The sequence below is a fragment of the Dolichospermum sp. UHCC 0352 genome (genome assembly GCF_009711925.1).
Lineage (GTDB): Bacteria > Cyanobacteriota > Cyanobacteriia > Cyanobacteriales > Nostocaceae > Dolichospermum > Dolichospermum lemmermannii.
Genome location: NZ_VIKY01000219.1, coordinates 1 through 17,344 on the forward strand (window position 1 = coordinate 1; position 17,344 = coordinate 17,344).

Annotated in this window: 13 protein-coding genes; 8 read left to right on the forward strand and 5 right to left on the reverse strand. The window is 39.8% G+C overall.

The genetic code is table 11. The features are described from left to right. Positions 1 to 165: 165 nt before the first annotated feature. The 3 genes from FJR06_RS15380 to FJR06_RS15390 all read left to right on the forward strand — a co-directional run bounded on the left by FJR06_RS15380 (position 166) and on the right by FJR06_RS15390 (position 4,024). Complete coding sequence (locus FJR06_RS15380; RefSeq protein ID WP_148762830.1) at positions 166 to 1,851, forward strand: AarF/ABC1/UbiB kinase family protein; 1,686 nt, start codon at positions 166 to 168, stop codon at positions 1,849 to 1,851. Positions 1,852 to 1,872: 21 nt separating this feature from the next. Continuing rightward, positions 1,873 to 2,601 carry a Stp1/IreP family PP2C-type Ser/Thr phosphatase gene (locus FJR06_RS15385; protein ID WP_015079228.1) on the forward strand — a complete coding sequence of 243 codons (729 nt, stop codon included), beginning with the start codon at positions 1,873 to 1,875 and terminating at the stop codon, positions 2,599 to 2,601. Positions 2,602 to 3,826: 1,225 nt separating this feature from the next. After that, on the forward strand, positions 3,827 to 4,024 hold the full coding sequence (locus FJR06_RS15390) for an NblA/ycf18 family protein (protein WP_015079229.1): 198 nt from the start codon (positions 3,827 to 3,829) through the stop codon (positions 4,022 to 4,024). A 197-nt stretch (positions 4,025 to 4,221) separates the two neighbouring features. On the opposite strand, the gene FJR06_RS15395 is transcribed toward FJR06_RS15390, so the two are convergent. From FJR06_RS15395 to FJR06_RS15415, 5 genes are all read right to left on the reverse strand, one after another. Beyond that, positions 4,222 to 5,373 (reverse strand): anhydro-N-acetylmuramic acid kinase, encoded by a 1,152-nt coding sequence (locus FJR06_RS15395; protein ID WP_015079231.1) that lies wholly within the window; start codon positions 5,371 to 5,373, stop codon positions 4,222 to 4,224. A gap of 119 nt (positions 5,374 to 5,492) precedes the next feature. Continuing rightward, the gene (gene kdpC / locus FJR06_RS15400; protein WP_015079232.1) at positions 5,493 to 6,092 is read right to left on the reverse strand and encodes a K(+)-transporting ATPase subunit C; all 600 of its coding nucleotides are present in this window, start codon (positions 6,090 to 6,092) and stop codon (positions 5,493 to 5,495) included. 157 nt (positions 6,093 to 6,249) lie between these two features. Further along, positions 6,250 to 8,349: a potassium-transporting ATPase subunit KdpB gene (kdpB, locus tag FJR06_RS15405; protein ID WP_015079233.1), complete on the reverse strand. Its 2,100-nt coding sequence runs from the start codon at positions 8,347 to 8,349 to the stop codon at positions 6,250 to 6,252. A gap of 93 nt (positions 8,350 to 8,442) precedes the next feature. Continuing rightward, complete coding sequence (kdpA, locus tag FJR06_RS15410; RefSeq protein WP_015079234.1) at positions 8,443 to 10,128, reverse strand: potassium-transporting ATPase subunit KdpA; 1,686 nt, start codon at positions 10,126 to 10,128, stop codon at positions 8,443 to 8,445. 317 nt (positions 10,129 to 10,445) lie between these two features. Next, complete coding sequence (locus tag FJR06_RS15415) at positions 10,446 to 10,943, reverse strand: hypothetical protein (protein ID WP_015079235.1); 498 nt, start codon at positions 10,941 to 10,943, stop codon at positions 10,446 to 10,448. 317 nt (positions 10,944 to 11,260) lie between these two features. Between FJR06_RS15415 and FJR06_RS15420 the strand changes: the two genes are divergently transcribed. The 5 genes from FJR06_RS15420 (at position 11,261) to FJR06_RS15440 (ending at position 17,230) form a co-directional block, all read left to right on the forward strand. Further along, positions 11,261 to 12,394 carry a DNA cytosine methyltransferase gene (locus FJR06_RS15420; RefSeq protein WP_168651741.1) on the forward strand — a complete coding sequence of 378 codons (1,134 nt, stop codon included), beginning with the start codon at positions 11,261 to 11,263 and terminating at the stop codon, positions 12,392 to 12,394. A 111-nt stretch (positions 12,395 to 12,505) separates the two neighbouring features. Then, positions 12,506 to 13,192, forward strand: a complete 687-nt coding sequence (deoC, locus tag FJR06_RS15425) for a deoxyribose-phosphate aldolase (protein ID WP_015079237.1) — start codon at positions 12,506 to 12,508, stop codon at positions 13,190 to 13,192. Between the two features lie 60 nt (positions 13,193 to 13,252). Continuing rightward, positions 13,253 to 14,182, forward strand: coding sequence for a DNA repair protein RecO (gene recO, locus FJR06_RS15430; protein ID WP_015079238.1), 930 nt, complete (start codon positions 13,253 to 13,255; stop codon positions 14,180 to 14,182). Further along, entirely contained in the window at positions 14,166 to 15,788 is a 1,623-nt protein-coding gene (locus tag FJR06_RS15435; protein WP_015079239.1) for an MFS transporter, read from the forward strand. Before recO ends, FJR06_RS15435 begins: the two co-directional genes overlap by 17 nt. Positions 15,789 to 16,081: 293 nt before the next feature. Next, complete coding sequence (locus tag FJR06_RS15440) at positions 16,082 to 17,230, forward strand: glycosyltransferase family 4 protein (protein WP_148762806.1); 1,149 nt, start codon at positions 16,082 to 16,084, stop codon at positions 17,228 to 17,230. Positions 17,231 to 17,344 lie beyond the last annotated feature (114 nt).

Consider the following 17,344-nt stretch of genomic DNA (forward strand, 5'->3'; position numbering starts at 1 on the left):
AACCCAACCTACAAATCAAGGCTTTTTCCAATTTGGAGAAGGTATTGTTTAGACCCTGTCTCTTATACACATCTAGATGTGTATAAGAGACAGCCCCTACCTCCCCTACCTCCCCTACCTCCCTTACTCCCTGCCTCCGCAACAACCCGACGGTATAAGAAAAATATGGAACAAGGTTACTCAGACAAAGCATACCGTTGGAATCGGGAAGAATACTCTAGCAAACGCCGCTTTGTGGATATTTGGTCTTTTGTCTTGACCTTGATGTTCAAAATTTGGCGCTATAACAAAGCTTGGAGTTACTCCGGTGGTGTAACAGAATCTAAGCAAGCAGCTAGACGCAAAGCCCAAGCAATCTGGATTAGAACCACGTTTTTAGATTTGGGTCCGACTTTTATTAAGATTGGACAATTGTTTTCGACTCGTGCGGATATTTTCTCTGCTGAATATGTGGAGGAGTTATCTAAGTTACAAGATAGAGTCCCAGCATTTAGTTATGAACAGGTAGAAGGAATTATTGAGCAGGAATTAGGTAAGACTGTTCCCACACTTTTCCAAGATTTTGAACCTGTTCCCCTCGCTGCTGCTAGTTTGGGTCAAGTCCACAAGGCCACCTTGTATACTGGTGAGTCAGTAGTTGTCAAAGTCCAACGTCCAGGACTCAAAAAGCTGTTTGAAATTGACTTAGGCATTCTTAAAGGTATTGCCCGCTATTTTCAAAATCATCCCAAATGGGGACGCGGCAGAGATTGGATGGGTATATATGAAGAATGTTGTCGCATTCTCTGGGAAGAAATTGATTATCTGAATGAAGGACGCAATGCCGATACTTTCCGCCGGAATTTCCGCCCTTATGATTGGGTGAAAGTACCGAGGGTTTATTGGCGTTATGCTACTTCTAGAGTAATTACTTTGGAGTATGTGCCGGGGATTAAAGTTAGTCAGTATGATGCTTTAGATGCTGCGGGTGTAGATAGAAAAGCGATCGCTCGCTATGGCGCACAAGCCTATCTTCATCAACTTCTCAACAATGGTTTCTTCCACGCTGACCCCCACCCCGGTAATCTGGCAGTTAGTCCCGACGGGGCTTTGATTTTCTACGACTTCGGGATGATGGGAACAATTAAATCCAATGTCCGCGAAGGATTAATGGAAACGTTATTTGGTATCGCCCAAAAAGACGGCGATCGGGTGGTAAAATCTCTAGTTGATTTAGGAGCGCTTGCCCCAGTTGATGACATGGGACCAGTCCGTCGTTCAGTCCAGTTTATGCTGGATCACTTCATGGATAAGCCCTTTGAAAATCAATCAGTGGCAGCCATCAGTGAAGACTTGTATGAACTCGCTTATGATCAACCATTTAGATTTCCAGCCACTTTTACCTTCGTCATGCGTGCCTTTTCTACCCTCGAAGGCGTTGGTAAAGGTCTAGATCCAGAATTTAACTTTATGGAAGTTGCCCAGCCTTATGCAATGCAGCTTATGACAGATAACAGTAGTTCTGAGGGGAATAGTTTCTTGAATGAATTAAGTCGTCAAGCAGTCCAAGTCAGTAGCACTGCTTTAGGATTACCACGAAGATTAGAAGATACCCTAGATAAAATAGAACGTGGTGATATCCGGCTGCGAGTTCGCTCCGTCGAAACTGAACGCCTGATCCGGCGACAGAGTAATATACAACTGGCAATAAGTTATGCTCTTATTATCAGTGGTTTTACAATTGCCGGCACAATTCTCCTAGTTAGCCATTATGTCTGGTTAGCAAGCTTTATTGGTTTAATTGCCGCATCAGTTTCATTCATGCTGATTCGGTTGCTTTTACGCCTCGACCGTTATGATCGGATGTATTAATTAATTGTTCACGAAAAATCTATGAAACTTGAATCTACCGGTTGTACAGATCCGGGGCTTATTCGTGCTTATAATCAAGATTCCTACTATATTGATCCCACAGGGCGATTCTTTATAGTTGCTGACGGTATGGGTGGTCATGCAGGAGGAGAAGAGGCTAGTCGCATCGCTACTGCCGAAATTTGTGCATATCTAGAGCAAAATTGGCAATCCCCCGAATCTTCCTCAAAACTCCTAGAACAAGCTTTATCCACTGCAAATAAAGCCATAGTTCAAGATCAGCACAATCATCCTGAACGTGCTGATATGGGAACGACAGCCGTAGTAGTAGTTATCCGTCCAGATGAATTACCTGTATGCGGTCATGTTGGTGATTCCCGTCTCTACCGTCTGCGAGAATCACAATTACAACAAATTACAGAAGACCATACATGGATTGCCAAAGCCATGAAAATCGGTGATATTACTCTTGATGAAGCTAGGGTTCATCCCTATCGTCATGTTTTATCCAGTTGTTTAGGCAGAGAAGACCTCAACCACATTGATATTCAGCAACTAACTCTGGAAAATGGCGATCGCTTACTGCTCTGTAGTGATGGACTTACAGAAGAACTTATAAATCCACAAATTCTTGGATACATCAGGGATACACCTTCTTTAGAAAAAGCTGCTCATGACCTAGTTGAAGCCGCCAAAGCACAAGGTGGACACGATAATATTACCGTCGTCCTTGTGTCTGTAGAAACCTAATAGGAGTCAGGAGTCAGGAGTCAGGAGTCAGGATTTCAGGAGTTCAGGAGAAAGAAATTGAAGAATAGAGAATGGAATTTCTCCCCTGCTCCCTGTTCCCTGTTCCCTGTTCCCTGTTTCCTGCTCCCTGCTCCCTGTTCCCTGTTCCCTGTTTCCTGTTCCCTGTTCCCTGTTCCCTGTTCCCTGTTCCCTGTTCCCTGTTCCCTAAAAAAAGTAAATATACTTAACGATTTGTTCAAATTGAGCATTTTTTATATTAACAATTTGATAAAAATATTTTTAATCTCCAGAAATTACCACAGGAGCTTAAATTTCTATAATTTCCACAATTGACATATCCTACTTTGTAGTGTGTCTTAAATAAACAGCAAATAAAGGGTTAATCAATCAGAGAATCTAGATAAAAACCAAGTATCAAACTGGTCTTCCTCTCGATTTCTCATTCCATAACTACTGCTACTTAAAGAATCTTCACCAAAATTAAACTATGCCAATTTGGACAAACCCGCTTTCAGTGGAGTTGATTCCTATACCAGTAGATTCATTACCAATTCATACCTCAGAAAAAATAAATTCAAAAAGATGGGCAAATTGTCAAACACTTGTTATCTTTCTTAATATAGAGAAATAAATGTCAGGCAAAATCTAGCCCAGGAATTGCTTATTAGGAATTTGACGTAATTAAGCAGATTGCAATCAAAGGAAGTAAAGAATTTAAGTAATCAGCAAAAGCCGATTTTACTTTTAACCGCTAACTTCCAAGTTTTCAATTCTGTGATCAATTTCGATTTTACACGTTGTTTGTTTTGGAGTTGATTGTCAGTAACCCAGCCCTAAAGGGACTGAGCTTGCAATTTCTTGCAAGCTGTACTGACCAGACCACCCTAAGGGTAGTCTAAGGGTAGCCGTTATTTGAGTCACGACACCTCGAAATGCGTAGCCAGTTTCCCGCTCTGTCGCTGTAAGTTAAACAGTTCTAAGGTCACTGGAACAGTGCTTTCAGCCTAACAAGCTCTTATAACAGGTCAAGGCTAACATTACCCCAGAAATGGGAGTTGGTTTCCAGATTCCAATCAAAAATCTGGTTTCAATTTTAACATCCACAGCGGTTTTAACCGCTCCTGCGGTCACTGAGCTTGTCGATAGCGAAGCGTGGCGTAAGCCATAGTGTCGCTTCCCTCTCAGCGTCTTTAGACGCTGAGTTTCCCACTTACCGCGAGGTTTTATGAATCAAGGAACTGAACTATCTTTGGAACAGCAATTTAGCATTCGCTCCTTTGCCACACAAGTCCAACACATGAGCCACGAACAAGCTCAAGATTTTTTAGTCAAGCTTTATGAGCAGATGGTTGTGCGTGAAGCAACTTATCAAGAAATGCTTAAACATAGCTGGGGTCTAGACTCAGGTGCGAATATGGCATAGAGTTATTTACTATTAACTCTGCTTTTGGGACTCATTTCTCAATAGGAAAAAAAGCTGGGGATGTTGATTTTCTTCTAACTTCCTTCTAACTTCCCCACTCTTGCCTCTTGCCTCTTGCCTCTTGCCTAGTGCCATAACGACGATTTTCAATGCTAACCTACTTATTTTAAGAGGAAGTGTGGCAAATTTAGGGTTAATTAGCTATATTTACCGTGAATTTCCCCTAAAAGCATCTCTTGAGATGCTCCTGTAACGGCGGGTAAATTACCAGGAATACCGATGTTCCGCCAGTATGCTAAAACGGCAAAGGCGATCGCTTCTTTAAAAGCCGCACTTAAGCCAAACTCGTCTGTAGTTGAAACTGGAACATTCCCTAACAGTAACTCTAGCCGATTTTTTAAGTAAATATTGCGACTACCACCACCACATAATAATACCCGATGTGGTCTTCTGGAGAGAAAAGTGTCATAACTATAAACAATAGAAGCTGCTGTCAATTCTGTAATGGTTGCTAAAAAGTCTGCGGAATTGAGTTGGTAGGCTTGGGCATTCTCTAAACAATCATACAAGTAAGTGACACCAAACAACTCCCGTCCAGTCGATTTAGGCGGTGGTAAATGGAAATATTCGTGACTGAGCCATTGTTCTACTAAGGGGTAACAGGGTGTACCACTAGCAGCCCAATCACCATTTTCATCATAGCTTTTAGCCCCATTTGTAAAATGTTGCACAGCTAAATCCAATAGGCTATTACCTGGGCCTGTATCCCAACCGCGAATTTGCGACAACCAATCATCACTACGGGCGGGGAGACAAGTGACATTACCAATACCACCAATATTTTGGATACAACGCTCTTCCTGGGGATGACTGAGTAAATAGGCATCTATTTTCGGAACAAGGGGCGCACCATGACCATAAGCAGCTATATCTGCCGTTCGGAAATTACTTATAGTATTAATACCAGTGAGATGGGCTATCAACGCCCCCCGACCTAGTTGGCAACTATAACCTAGTTCTCCTAATCCCTGGGGTGGACGATGATAAACAGTTTGACCATGAGAACCAATCAAGGTAGCTCCTTGATGACCAATTTGAATATGTTGAGCAGCTTCAGCAAAATTCCGAGCGATGGCATCATCTATTGCTGCTAATTCGGCTATGGATACAGCAGTACCAGCCCCAAGCTCTAAAATATGTTCTCTGAGTTGCGGGGGGTAGGGATATGTTTCCCCTGCGAGTAATTTCACCTTCAGATCCAACTCTCTGCCAGAAATTTCGACTAAAGCGGTATCTATCCCATCTACAGACGTACCACTCATTAAACCAATTACGCGAGTCCGTTGCATTGACTCAAATACTCTTATGGATTTGCGATCGTAGTGTAATTGATCCCATTACCCATGTCAAAACAAAAAGGGTATATGGATCTAAAAACGCAAGTTATGACCTTATAAAGTATAACTAACTAATTTTGCTGACGATTCATATCTTGCAAATCCAGAGCATAATTTAAGCGTAAAATATTTACCCCTGGTTCCCCAAAAACGCCTAAAAATCTCCCATCAATATACTTACTAATTAACGGAATGATGTCATCCTCCCTAATCCCCCGCGCTTGTGCTACCCTTTCTATCTGTTGTCGTGCTGCTTTCAAAGAAATATGGGGATCTAAACCAGAACCTGATGTATAAATCAAATCGGCCACAGGTTGTTTATTCTCATTCTGAAATTCTTCTGCTTGCTTGAGAATCCGTTCCTTGAGTGCTGGATTAGTCGGAGCAAGATTACTGCCTCCAGAGATACCAGTCGGTTGAGCTTTTCTACCTTGGCTATATTTAACAGCACTCGGACGACCATGAAAATAACGGTCTGATGTAAATCCTTGACTAATCAAACTTGAACCAATAGGTTGATCTCTGACATTTAACATCATGCTACCATTAGCTGAAACTGGGAAAATTGACTGACCTACTAACAACACAAAAAGAGGATATATAATTGCGGTTAATAACCACATTACTAAAGTTATTCTCACTGCTTTGATAATTTCTCGAATAATAGACATAATTTAATCTTGAATTTTATTTTAATTTGTGAATTATGACTCTACCGTTCCCTTTATGTAAAACAACATTTAAGTAGGTTGGCGTTAAAAATTGTCGTTATAGCAAGGCAAAAGGCAAAAGGCAAGAATTACCAAAATTACCTATTGATTTAATTGTTTACGCTAAACCCACAAACGTAATCATCATATCTATGAATTTAATCGCAATAAATGGAGCAATTACCCCACCTAAGCCATAAATCAAAATATTCCGTTGCAGAAGTTGATTAGCAGTCAAAGGTCGAAACTGAATACCTTTTAATGCTAGAGGAATCAAAGCCGGAATAATTAAAGCATTGTAAATCAATGCCGAAAGAATAGCCGAATTAACGCTACTCAACTTCATAATATTCAAGCTTTCTAAATTAGCAGCAGTGAAAAGTACCGGAATAATCGCAAAATATTTAGCAATATCATTAGCAATAGAAAACGTTGTCAATGCCCCACGAGTAATTAACAATTGCTTACCAATACTCACAATATCAATTAATTTGGTGGGATCAGAATCTAAATCCACCATATTAGCCGCTTCCTTAGCTGCTTGCGTTCCCGTATTCATCGCCACACCTACATTAGCCTGTGCTAAAGCTGGAGCATCATTAGTTCCATCCCCCGTCATCGCTACAATTTTACCCTCAGCCTGTTCCCGTTGAATCACACTGATTTTATCTTCTGGTGTCGCTTCAGCAATAAATTCATCTACTCCAGCTTCCTTAGCAATCACAGAAGCAGTAATTCGGTTATCTCCCGTGAGCATGATTGTCCTGACTCCCATGCGTCGGAGTTGGTCAAATCGTTCGCGGATACCAGGTTTCACAATATCCTTGAGATAGATAACACCGTAAATTTCATGATCGAGACATACGGCTAAAGGTGTACCGCCTTGATGAGAAACTTGTTCATAAGCAACATCTAATTCCGGGGTATCCTGTCCATGACGAGAGAGGACAAAGCCTTTAATTGCTCCTACTGCGCCCTTCCGCACTTCCCTACCACCAGGTAAATTAGTGCCACTCATGCGGGTTTTTGCCGAAAATTCTACCCCCTGTGCTCGTTTGCGGTCTAAATCAAAATTTGCACCTAACTTTTCTGCCAGTCGGACAATAGATTTACCTTCGGGAGTATCGTCAAAGATACTAGCTGCCAAAGCCACATTCGCAATTTCTGTGATTGAGTGGCCATTGATAGGAATAAACTCTTCTGCTAAACGATTGCCAAGGGTGATTGTCCCGGTTTTGTCAAGAACGAGAGTATTGATGTCTCCACAGGCTTCTATTGCCCTGCCAGAAGTGGCAATGACGTTAAATTGTGCCACTCTATCCATGCCGGCAATGCCGATGGTACTCAGCAAACCGCCGATAGTTGTGGGTATAAGTGCTACCAAGAGAGCAATGAGAACCGGCACACTAACAGGACTATTCACATAGTAGGCAAAGGCGGGCAGGGTTGCTACTACGAATAAAAATACTAAACTCAGAACCGCTAATAATACTGTTAAAGCAATTTCATTGGGTGTTTTAGTGCGTTCTGCTCCTTCCACTAAGGCAATCATCCGGTCAATAAAGCCTTTACCTGGTTCAGCCGTGACGCGAATAATCAACTCATCGGAAAGGATGCGTGTACCACCTGTAACTGAACTAGCAACATCTGAACCAAATTCTTTGAGAACTGGGGCAGATTCGCCTGTAATCGCTGATTCATCCACAGACGCGACACCCATGATTACTTCACCGTCTGCGGGAATAATATCACCGGAAACGACGTATATAGTATCGCCCTGTTTCAAACTGCCAGAGGGAACTTCTGTAATTGTGCCGTTAACGCTGATAGTTTTGGCGCTGGTGGCTGACTGGGTGGAACGTAAAGTGTCAGCTTGGGCTTTACCTCGTCCCTCCGCTACGGCTTCAGCAAAGTTGCTAAATAGAACTGTGAAAAATAAAATTCCTGTTAACAGCCCATTAAACAGATAGGGATTTTTTTGATTTGTTGGTCCAAATAATTCGGGATAAATGGTTAGGAAGAGAGTAATAATTGTTCCTATCCATACCAAAAACATTACCGGATTTTTAATGGCATATTGGGGATACAGTTTCCTAAAAGCATCGCCTATTGCCCGAAAATACAGTCCTTTGTTAGTTACTCGCGTTTTCCTAAGTTTCTTACGGCGATAACGAGGACGGGGTGTTTTAGAATTAGAGTTATTTCCGTTTGAGTTCATATATTGATAATTGATATAGCAGGAGTCAGGAGTCAGGAGTCAGGAGTCAGGATAAAGAAAGAAGAAGAAAATTCCTCTCCTCCTCTCCTACTGCTAACTACCAGCAGCGAGTTTAAAACCTTCGGCGATTGGTCCTAAAGCTAAAACTGGGAAAAATGTCAGGATTCCTAAAATTAGGGTGACACCTGCGGTAATCCCAGTGAATAGCAAAGAATCAGTTTTCAAAGTTCCCCGGCTTTCACAGACTACTTGTTTTTCAGACATACTATCAGCTAAAAGGAGCAGGGCAATAATTGGTAGATAACGTCCTGCAAAAATACTGACAGTTGTACTTAAATTCCACCATAACGTCCCGTCATTTAATCCCTCTAAGCCAGAACCATTATTAGCTGCGGCTGAGGCGTATTCATAAACTACTTGGGAAATACCATGAAAACCTGGGTTACTAATTCCTGACAAAGATATAGGATAAGCTAAAGCTACAGCACTGGGAATTAAAACCATCATCGGGTGAATTAACAACACTACACTAGCCAGGACAATTTCTCGTTTTTCAATTTTGCGGCCAAAAATTTCCGGTGTGCGCCCTACCATTAACCCAGTGATAAAGACGGTCAGAATCAGATAAATGAAGAGATAAGCGGTTCCTATTCCCTGTCCTCCCCAAATTATTTGTAAAAATAGGTTGAATAAGGTGGAAAATGTGCCATTAGGCATGAGGGAATCGTGCATTCCGTTGACAGCACCGCACATGGTGGCGGTAGTTGTAATCGCCCATAATGCGGTTTGCGCCCAGTCAAATCGGACTTCTTTGCCTTCTAGATTGGGTAATTCTAATCTCAAAGCATTATTAATCAGAGGATTTCCTTGTAATTCTCCTGTGGCTGTAACGCCAATGAGAACGACAAAGATGATAAACACCATCCAATATAATAACCAGGCTTGTTTGAGGTTGTTGGCAAATATTCCGTAGGTGTAAATTAAGGATGTGGGAATGGCCAACATGGCGATGATTTCGATTAAGTTGGAAGCGCCATTGGGATTTTCAAACGGGTGCGCGGAGTTAGCTGCAAAAAATCCACCACCATTTTCCCCTAGCATTTTGATCATTTCCCAGGATGCTACTGGACCTCTAGCTATATACTGAATTCTGCCTTCTAAGGTTTCTACTACTAGGGTTTTGGCTAAGGTTTGGGGTACACCGCAGATAATTAGAGCGATCGCCCCCACAATAGATAAAGGTAATAATATCCTAGTGATAGCCTGGGTAAAATCTACATAAAAATTCCCCAGTTTTCTCCCTGTTAATCCTCGGATAAAGGCAATTCCCACTACTAAACCACTAGCCGCAGACGTAAACATCAAAAAACCTAAAGCCGAGGTTTGGCTAAAATAACTAAAGGTATTTTCTGTGGCGTAATGTTGTTGGTCGGTATTGGTCAGGAAGGAAATTGTGGTATGTAGTAATAAATCCCATCTCATTCGTCCCAGTTCATTGGGATTCCAGGGCAGAAATTTCTGATAATAGAGAAGGGCATAAACTATCACACCCATTACTAAATTGCTACATAGTAAGGCGCGGATATACTGCCAACCCGTCATATCATTTTTTTTACCCACACCCCCTAAAATATAAATTATTGCCTCTATTGGCTTCATAACAGGATCTAGGATTGTCCTTTCTCCCAAGAAAACGCGGGCTATGTATTTTCCTAGTATGGGCGTAATGAATACGACAATACACAGCGTTAAAGCAATTTGTAAAAAACCTTGACTCATGTAGTTTGCACTCTATTCAACTCAAGTTATAGCCAGTTAATACTCAACAATCATGCCTAAATTAGTAGTAAATTGAATTTTTAGTGATTAGATAATTTTCATCCATCAGGTATTGTTTTATCTGATTCTAGTTAAATATTCTAGACAATATATTTTTAATTTATTTAACTGCACATCAGATTATAGTTCACCATTCCCTAAAAATATGCTTTAAATTATAGTGAAGTCTACCTAAGTATAAAGCATCTAGTGATTGGTATATTTTTAGATATAAATTTAGTCAGAGTAAAAAATATATGCTTCTGATTATAAGCTAATTAGTTCAAATGACAATGAACTGCAAATAAACAATCATTATATTGCTTGTCAACTTCAAGATTTGTAAATGCCCAAGCTACTTTATATGGCTTTTGGTATTCTCCTAAAATATTGATACGGTGACAAATATCAGGAATTTTCGTCAAATATCTGGGAGTTAAGGGAAAATCACAGGTAAATATACCTTCAACTCTTTGTGTCGCACCTGGGGTATATTTAATCATGATTGCCACGCAGTAGGTATCATCTGATGTATGCAGGACTTGAACTAACCCATCATGACTGATATTTACGAGATGATTAGGTAATTTCAAGACTTCGCTAGTATCTAAGGGGAGATTTTGAGTTTTCACCCAATTGAGAATTTCCTGATATTTTGCCAGTGCTACACGTTTTTGGTAAAAGTATTTAATATCAAGAATTGAATTAATTATCCCAGATACTACTTGTACCGATAATAATATAAATCCGCTGAATATTCTTTGTAGTTTATACATTTTGGTTATGATTCAGATGATTACACAATATAGAATATATTGATTAATGGCAAGATTCAAATTTTTCACTACGTAACTAAACCGCCTACGATTAAAATCGCAGGCTAACAGCCAAAGTCCACTCAAGTGGACTGAAAATAAATCTTTAGTCTACTTTAGTAGACTTTAGCTATTAGACAGGGAATTAATTCCCTGGCAGAATAATTTTAGAATATAACAAACATAAATTTATTTTTTTCACAAAAATGATATTAACGAATAACTAATATAAGTTATACTAGCAATAATTAAATAAAATTTTCCTTAAATAGTATATTATGTCAGTGATCAATCATCCCACTATTTTCTCCTTCTTCTCCGGCTCAGGATTCCTCGATTTAGGCTTTGAAACTAGCGGCTATAACATCACTTATATCAACGAAATCTTCCCCCCATTCATGTCCGCATATCGCTATTCACGGGAAAAACTCAACCTCCCCGAACCTGAATATGGATATCATGAAGGAGAAGCCGCAGACGTAAGTAAATTAATAACAGGAACACCAGCACAACGATTAAATGAATTAGTCAAAGATTCCCGTAAATCAAATAATATAATAGGCTTTATTGGTGGTCCACCCTGTCCTGATTTTTCGGTTGGTGGCAAAAACAAAGGACATTTAGGCGATAATGGTAAACTATCATCTGCTTATATTGAATTAATTTGTCAAAACTTACCAGATTTCTTTTTATTTGAAAATGTCAAAGGTTTATGGAGAACCACAAAACACCGTTTATTTTTTGAAGAACTAAAAATCAAATTACAACAAGCAGGCTATATTCTAACAGAACGGTTAATTAACTCTATTGAATATGGTGTACCCCAAGATAGAGAGAGAATTATTTTAATAGGCCTTAAAGATAATTTTCTCAAAGACATAAAAATCAAAGATGAATTTATCTTTCCTTGGGAAAAACATATTTTATATCCTCAATATCAAGTATTTGCTTATCCTTGGAATAAGTCTGAACCATTTCAAGAAGATTCCATAATTCCTTGTCCTGAAAATATGCCTCAACAACTCACTGTTGAATATTGGTTTAGAAAAAATGATGTTCTCAACCATCCCAATGCTCAACATCATTTTCAACCACGAGCAGGTAAAATTAAATTTGCTACTATTGAAGAAGGAGATGATTCTAAAAAATCTTTTAAACGTCTGCACCGGTGGCGTTATTCTCCCACAGCTTGTTATGGTAATAATGAAGTCCATTTACATCCTTACAAAATTAGACGTATTTCTGTAGCCGAAGCTTTAGCAATTCAATCCTTACCTGAAGATTTTTCATTTCCAGAAAATATGTCACTTACGAATATGTTTAAAACCGTTGGAAATGGAGTTCCATACTTAGCAGCAAAGGCATTAGCGCAAACTATTCTTGACTTTTTAAACACTGGTTCGCAAAATTAAGATCCCCGACTTCTCAAAGAAGTCGGGGATCTGGGGGTATTGTGGTTTAATATATAAGAAATACTTTAATTTTCATCAAGTTTAATAAACTCTACACCAAAAGCAAAAACGATGGCAGCAGACTATCCCAACATTGATATTGCGCCATTTATTGACCACTCTCTGCTATTACCAATTGCTACCCCAGAGCAGATTAGTCAATGGTGCGACGAGGCATATAGATATAACTTTGCAGCGGTATGTGTGAATCCCTGTTATGTCAAGCAAGTAGCAGAACTACTGTATAAAAAAAATCCTCAAGTTTGTACAGTCATTGGTTTTCCCAATGGTGCAAATACTTCAGCCGTGAAGTTATATGAAGCCAAAGAAGCCGTAGACAATGGCGCTACTGAGTTGGACGTAGTTATTAACATAGGCTGGCTAAAAGCCGGGAAAACCGAGGAAGTTCACTGGGAAATTGCCACAATTTGCGAAGAAGCCGGACAACCTGTCAAGGTAATTTTAGAAACTAGCCTCCTCACGGATACAGAGAAACAAATAGCTGCGGAACTAGCTATGGATGCTGGTGCTGCATTCTTAAAAACCAGTACAGGTTGGAATGGTGGCGCAACTGTAGCAGATGTTAAGCTTTTGAAAGAAATAGCAAAAGATAGGGTAGGCATCAAAGCATCAGGAGGCATTCGCACTCACAACGATGCCTTAGATTTAATTATGGCTGGTGCGACTAGATTAGGCACATCTCGCGGTGTGGATTTACTTCGTCAACGCCATAACCCAGAAAAAGAAAAGAGTGAGTAGTCAGTTGCTCATTGTCAGTTGTAATTTATTTTGCCACTGACAACTAACTAATGATTAAAAATGAGTAAAACCTACAAAGCAACTGGTATTAATCTCAAAGCGCAACCACTGGGTGAGTCAGATAAAATAGTCACAATTTTAACTCAAGAATTTGGGCTAATTCGGGCAGTTGCTACGGGAGCGCGGAAACAAAACTCCAGCTTGGGTGGGAGAATGGGGATGTTTATCGTCAATGAATTACTAATTTCCCAAGGTAGAAATCTCGATAGAATTACTCAAGCTGAAACTATAAAAACTTATCCCGGTTTATCTAAAGATTTAGGTAAATTAGCTGCTAGTCAATATTTAGCGGAAATAGTTTTGTGTCAAGCGTTAAGCGAACTACCCCAAACAGAACTTTATGAGTTATTTAATGAACATCTTCAACGCCTAAATGATATACCCAAAACTGAAATAAAATGTGTAGTTGCCCATTTAGTCCAAGGTGTATTTCAGCTTTTAGCCTTAGCAGGACTGACACCACAAGTAGAATCCTGTTGCTTAACCCAACGGCTTTTAACTCCAGACTGGACAAATCCCCATTGGCAAGTGGGATTTAGTATTCCTTCTGGTGGGATAATTTGTTTAGATGCTTGGAAAAGCCTGCGAACAGAAATAGAGCAGGAAAACCGGGAAAATAGGGAAATGCAGGAAACAACACAGAAAAGTGTTCCCAATCCCCAATCCTGTGCCTCTAACCCTAGCTATGAAACAGTTTTTCATCAGCAGGAGTTACCAATTATTTCTCGTCGCTTGAATGGGAAACAACTGGTTATGCTTCAATATCTGTCGGAAACAGAGATAATACAAATAGATGCAGCTTCAGATTCTGGATGGTTAGCTGTTGAGCAAATTTTGCGCCAGTATGTCCAGTATCATTTAGGACAACCTATTCGCTCTGCCACTTTGATTGACTCCTATTTTGCCACCAACCATGATGCAATCGTCTGATTTAGATAAAAAAGGCCGAACTCACTCACCTAGCGACGCTAAAAAAAAGCATAAAGCATCAGATCATAATGTTGCTTCTTCCCCTAAAGTTAGTCATATTCATAGTCCAGAAATGTCACTCAAGGATGTTTCTGAAAATGGGAATTGCACATCAGAAATTCCCTTGACTGATATCCCCAAACCATCAAAAATTCCGCAGATAAATGGCAAAATTAATGGTGTTTCAGAAAATGTCCCAACTACAACGGAATTAACACCGGAAACACTACCATTAATAGATGCTGGTTCGGGAGGTGCAGATTCGGAAAATAATCAACAGGTGGGTTTTTTACCTGTATTGAAAAATCCGAATTTTCTCGCTCTTTGGGCAGGTCAAGTTTTCTGTCAATTAGCTGATAAGGTTTATTTAGTATTAATGATTGCTTTGATTAATAGTCAGTTTCAAGCTAGTGATCAAAGTATTAGTGGTTGGGTTTCCGCTTTAATGATGGCGTTTACTATTCCCGCCGTATTATTTGGTTCTGTAGCTGGAGTTTTTGTAGATCGTTGGTCAAAAAAAGTTGTTTTGGTAGCATCAAATATTTGGCGCGGGATTCTGGTATTGCTCATTCCTTCGCTGTTATGGTTAACCCATGATTGGCAGCCTGTGGGAGTTTTACCCGTGGGTTTTTTGATTATTTTAGGTGTGACTTTTTTGGTTTCTACCTTAACACAATTTTTCGCACCGGCAGAACAATCGGCTATTCCTTTAATAGTGAAAGAACAGGATTTGCTTTCGGCTAATTCTCTCTACACTACGACAATGATGGCTTCGGTAATTGTCGGTTTTGCCGTAGGAGAACCAGTTTTGGCATTAGCAGATGGACTGTGGACGCAATTAGGTGGTAGTGGGGGATTGGGTAAGGAAATTCTGGTGGGTGGCAGTTATGCGATCGCTGGGTTAATATTATTCTTACTCCAAACTAACGAAAAACCCCATCCTCCTGAAACAGAATTTCCCCATGTTTTCTCGGATTTGCGCGACGGGTTACGTTATCTCCAAGAAAATCATCGTATCCGCAATGCTTTATTACAACTAATTATCTTATTTTCTGTCTTTGCAGCCCTGACTGTGCTTGCAGTTCGCATGGCAGAAATTATTCCGAATATGAAAGCCTCTCAATTCGGCTTTTTATTAGCATCTGCTGGTGTGGGTGTGGCGCTTGGGGCGACAATTCTCGGACAATTTGGACAACGCTTTTCCTATAAACAACTGAGTTTTTGGGGTTGTCTAGGTATGGCAGGATCTTTAATTGGTTTATCATTGTTTACAACCCAACTCTTGCCTGTGCTGCTCTTCATTGCCCTAGTGGGAGTATTTGGGGCTTTGGTGGGTATCCCCATGCAAACTGCAATCCAAACCGAAACACCCCCAGATATGCGAGGTAAGGTATTTGGTCTGCAAAATAATGTGATTAATATTGCCCTTTCTCTACCTCTGGCTTTAGCTGGTGTAGCGGAAACTTTTATCGGCTTAAAAGCAGTATTTTTTACCTTAGCTGCCATTGTCTTAATTGGCGGTCTGTTTACCTGGTATAATTCTGGTGAATCCTCAAATGGCAAATAGCCAAAAACTGCATCAAACTGTTGGGTTTTGTGCTAAACTTAATCCAGCAAGATGCAAAATACTTGCTGGGAATCAACTAAATAATCAGCATATTAATTTGTAATCAAGTTAAAAGATTTATAAATTATGAGCATCATCAATAAAGCCATTTATTGACTTTTTAATTACCAAGATTATTTAGGTTTAAAAGTTAGAGATATCTGAGTTTTTGTGAATATCAAAAATTCAGCTATAACAACTTCATAATAAAAACAGTATATTTTACCCTCGCTTTTTTTATAGATAACCTAAGAATGCGTATAGCTTGGATTGGAAAAAAAACACCCTTTTGCGGTAACGTCACCTACAGTCGAGAAATTACCAACGGACTCCTAGACAGAGGACACGAAGTTAGTTTTCTGCACTTTGCCCAAGAAGAAGCGACAACTGACAATTGGCCTAATTTTCAGGAAGTTCCTTTGCCATTTATTTACAAGTCCCAGGTTTATACAATTCCCTCTTTCAAAGCAACTAAGGTTTTGAAAGATTCTTTGCGGGAAATTAAGCCGGATATAGTTCACGCTTCTCTGACTTTATCAACTTTAGATTTTGTTCTACCAGAAATTTGCGAAGAATTAAATTTGCCCCTAATTGCCACTTTCCACACTCCATTTGCAGGGAAGGGAGCAAAATTAATATCTAGTACCCAACTTTTAGCTTATCAACTTTACGCTCCTTTTTTGGATCATTATGATCGGGTAATTATCTTTTCCCAAATTCAGCGGGAATTGTTATCAGGTATGGGTGTGAGGGAAAAAAAGATTGCTGTTATACCTAATGGTGTAGATCCTGTTAAGTATTCTCCCGGTGTTTCTCATGTGAAAGCTGAATTTGGCGCTGAACGTTTGTTTGTTTATCAAGGGAGAATCGCTCAAGAGAAAAACGTTGAATCTCTCTTACGTGCTTGGAAACAATCACATATGGGCGTTAATACCAAATTATTGATTGTGGGTGATGGTCCATTAAAGCCTTCTCTAGAATCATTTTATGGACGAGAATATGGCATCATCTGGTTAGGTTTCATCGCTGATGAAGATCGCCGCATCGAAATTTTACGGGGTTCTGATGTATTTATTTTACCTTCTTTGGTAGAGGGTTTATCCTTGTCTCTATTAGAGGCAATGTCCTGTGGTTTAGCTTGTTTGGCTACTGATGTTGGTGCAGATGGAGAAGTTTTAGAAAAGGGCGCTGGTGTGGCAATTAATACAAGCAGTGTGCGATCGCAGTTAAAAACCCTCTTACCACTATTTCAAGATCATCCAGAGTTAACCACATTGTTGGGAGAAAAAGCCAGAAAGCGAGTATTAGAACGCTATACCCTGAATGATAACATCACCCAATTAGAAGAGCTTTATAGCCAAGTTCTTGCACAACGTCCTTTAACACTGAGTTGGGGTATTTAGCGTATTTTCAACAGCTATAACCAATAAATCTTTCTCTCTATTTCTGGATGAGGAAGATTTTTATTGTCTATTTATTCAGAATTGAATAAGTAGGTGAACACAATAAAACCAAAC